The 2,962-nt window shown below is 42.2% G+C and carries 1 protein-coding gene and 1 pseudogene; one reads left to right on the forward strand and one right to left on the reverse strand.

Annotated features, from left to right (window positions below):
* Positions 1 to 1,372 precede the first annotated feature (1,372 nt).
* The gene (locus tag F6K37_RS36680; RefSeq protein WP_287255901.1) at positions 1,373 to 1,582 is read left to right on the forward strand and encodes a hypothetical protein; all 210 of its coding nucleotides are present in this window, start codon (positions 1,373 to 1,375) and stop codon (positions 1,580 to 1,582) included.
* A 417-nt stretch (positions 1,583 to 1,999) separates the two neighbouring features.
* On the opposite strand, the pseudogene F6K37_RS36685 reads toward F6K37_RS36680, so the two are convergent.
* Positions 2,000 to 2,962: pseudogene (locus F6K37_RS36685) on the reverse strand (tyrosine-type recombinase/integrase); the annotation flags it as partial.

A 2,962-nucleotide genomic window follows, 5' to 3' on the forward strand; every position in this document is an offset into this window, starting at 1 on the left:
AAATACTGATCAGAGAAATTCAGTAATTTGTATTATTAACCACGGATTATTGACTGTTAAATTGCTTAAATTATACACAAATTAACAATTTTTTTGACTATACAAGCGTTTGTCAGTTATTATAATTGTGTCTAACAATTATACTTTAATGAGAGAATAAATATCCAAGTATTAGTGGTCAGATAGTGTTACTGACTCCGATCATTTTCAACTTATTAGGCAAAGACAGCACTACCACAAACATGCCCTTGCCCTAGAATTAACCACCATCCCTAACATCAAGAGTAATCTCAGCAGTGATCACCCGGTCTGTCTGAGAAAGAATCTTCACCCGCCTAACCCGACCAGCATAGGGCGTTCGGGTAGCGTCTCCCTAGGAGAATCGCACAATACTCAATTCCGCCAGCTCCTTTTCCACCTCCTGAGACTGCTTCACCAAAGATGCCAGCTGGTACTGTTGCCGTTGCAGATTAGTTTGATAAGTCATCATTTTCAGAGAATGCTGGTAAATCTGTTGTTGGTAACGAGTTTTCGCAGCATTTAACCGAGCTATAGCAGATTGAATCGAAATCTGAGCCTTAATCCGCTTTTCCTGTAACCGTTGTCGTTTCTGGATTCTATCTTGGTCTACGAGTTCAAGCCTTTATCAATAACCACCATTGGTGAAAAGGTTAAATCTCCTGGTGGCGATGTTGTAGTTGTTGTTAAGTCTGGGGAGATAGAGCAGCGAAATAGCTTGTTAAATTGAGCACCGGAAAATTTTTAGTTCAATGTTTCCCCAGTTGTTGAAGCTCGACGGCTGGAGTTTCTGTTCTTAGTTTCTGGTACAGAGGTTGTTTTTCGGGTACACGGTGTTTTTGTTTTCGGGTATGTGGTGGGGGTTTTGTGGATAGGTGGTGTCGGTTGTGTGCTGAGGGTTGAGGTGTAGGTAGTTGTTTGGGATTACGTAGCGTCTGCAATATGCGGAGGGTCCTTTTCAGGGCTCATGTCACCCCCTCAGTCTGAACAGTTACATTATTGTTTTTTATAGCGCTTTTTAGCCTCATGAGGTACACATTTTTTCCCTCTTCCCTCTTCCCTCTTCCCTCTTTCCTGCTCCCTGCTCCCTAAAACCCAAAAACTTGTACCTTACTAGATTTAAAACCGCTATATTGAAACAATTATGTCACAAAAATATTCTAATATTTATTGTCATATACATTTAAATAGTTCTACACTATTTAAGTAGGTGGGCTTAATTATCGGTAAAATAGCGATTGAGATTTAAAATGCTGAAACCCTTTTTAATAAAGGCTTTCAGCCTCATTTTTCTATTTTGAGTTTTAACGTTTATTTATGCCCACCTACTTAAATGTATTTAGAGGATTACATAATGGCTCAAATTACAATTTCAGATCTTTCTGAAACTAATAATAAGCAAAAATTGCAAGATATACCATATGCTGAATTAAACTCTGTTTATGGAGGGGGTGGACAACTTTGTTTAGTTTTCTTAAATGATGTACTTAATATGTGGGATGATTATGATAATATTGTAGGCCATGCAGATTCTAATAGTGGAATATTAATAGGATGGAATTAGGTTGGTGCAAATAAAAACCAATAATTTTATATTAGGGGTAAATTAAGCAATTTACTCTAAAGTGCTAAATCTAGCTTAAATTTTGGAGTTGTTTGAACTACCCCAACCCAACTTTTACGAAGTAGGTTAGGGTAGTTCACATAGCAGACTTGCTTCAGAAGACGGCTTGCGATCGCTACTTTTGCAAGAGGTCTATTGTGTTATTGTTCCAAATACAGTATTACTCCCGTTAATTAGTTTTGTGCGCCATTTTGACTGTTATTTTTAGTGGAGAGGCATGATACCTGTACTGACTATTAATAACTACAGAATCTGGAGGGGTGACATGCAAGCTGAAATCATTACTAGGTAGTAATTTCAGGCAGTTACAAAAAGATACATAGTGAGTCCTCAGATGCGCCCGCCACCATCCTTCTGTTAAAACCCCAACTTCTGCACCGCCCTACGCTTAACCTCCTCACCCCGTCGGTCATACTTAGCGGTAGTCACAGGGGAAGCATGGCCAGCTAACTTCTGTACCGTCACAATATCAATCCCAGCATCAAGCAAATCAGAGCAGAAGGTTCTGCGAAAATCATGGGGACTAAAGGACTCCACCCCAGCCTGTTTAGCCCGCTTCTGCAAAATCAACAATACGGCCTGAGGGGTCATTTTTCTGTACTGTATCTGTCCACCTTTCTGTATTGGGCACAACAGCGCCCCTGGTTGGTGACCTCTTGTGCTCAACCAATCATTTACAAAAGCGATGCTCTTCAGAGCCGCTCCGCGAACGCACCTTCCGGTAAATAAACCGTCCTATCCTTCCCCCCCTTACCCTGGCGCACTTCCAATGCACCAGTGGAACCATCAAAATCTCGCACTTCCAGCTTCACCACTTCTGCCCGTCGCAGTCCTGTACCCCGTAGGATGCCAATTAGAGCTTTATCCCTAGCCCCTTGATTAGTTGTATCGGAAGTACACACCTCAATAAGTGCTTTAATTTCTGTTTGAGTTAACGCCCGACCTCTAGGTAAGGGATGATTCTTAATCCTGGGTAAATCCACCGCCGCCTCGAAATCTTCTGGATCCATCAGTTTCAACTTCTTTGCCACAGCCAATACTCCCCTGAGGGCTGCCATCTTCTTCTTGACCGTGGCGGGGGCATTTATTTCTAGTAGTGCGGCTTGGACGGCGGCGGTGTGCTGATAGGTGAGAGCTGCCCAATTAAGGGTATCCGCATCGCATTCGTTATTGGTTAGTAGGGATGCGATCGCATCCAAAGCTTGCCTCATTGTTGGCTGCGACCCAGGACTCAAAATACTCAAATAAACCCGTGCCGGATGCCCAGTTAAGGGTAGAGCTGTGGTGAGAGAAAGTGATTTGTTAGTGAGGGTTACACTC

Source organism: Moorena sp. SIO4E2 (assembly GCF_010671945.1).
In the GTDB taxonomy this organism is placed as follows: domain Bacteria; phylum Cyanobacteriota; class Cyanobacteriia; order Cyanobacteriales; family Coleofasciculaceae; genus Moorena; species Moorena producens.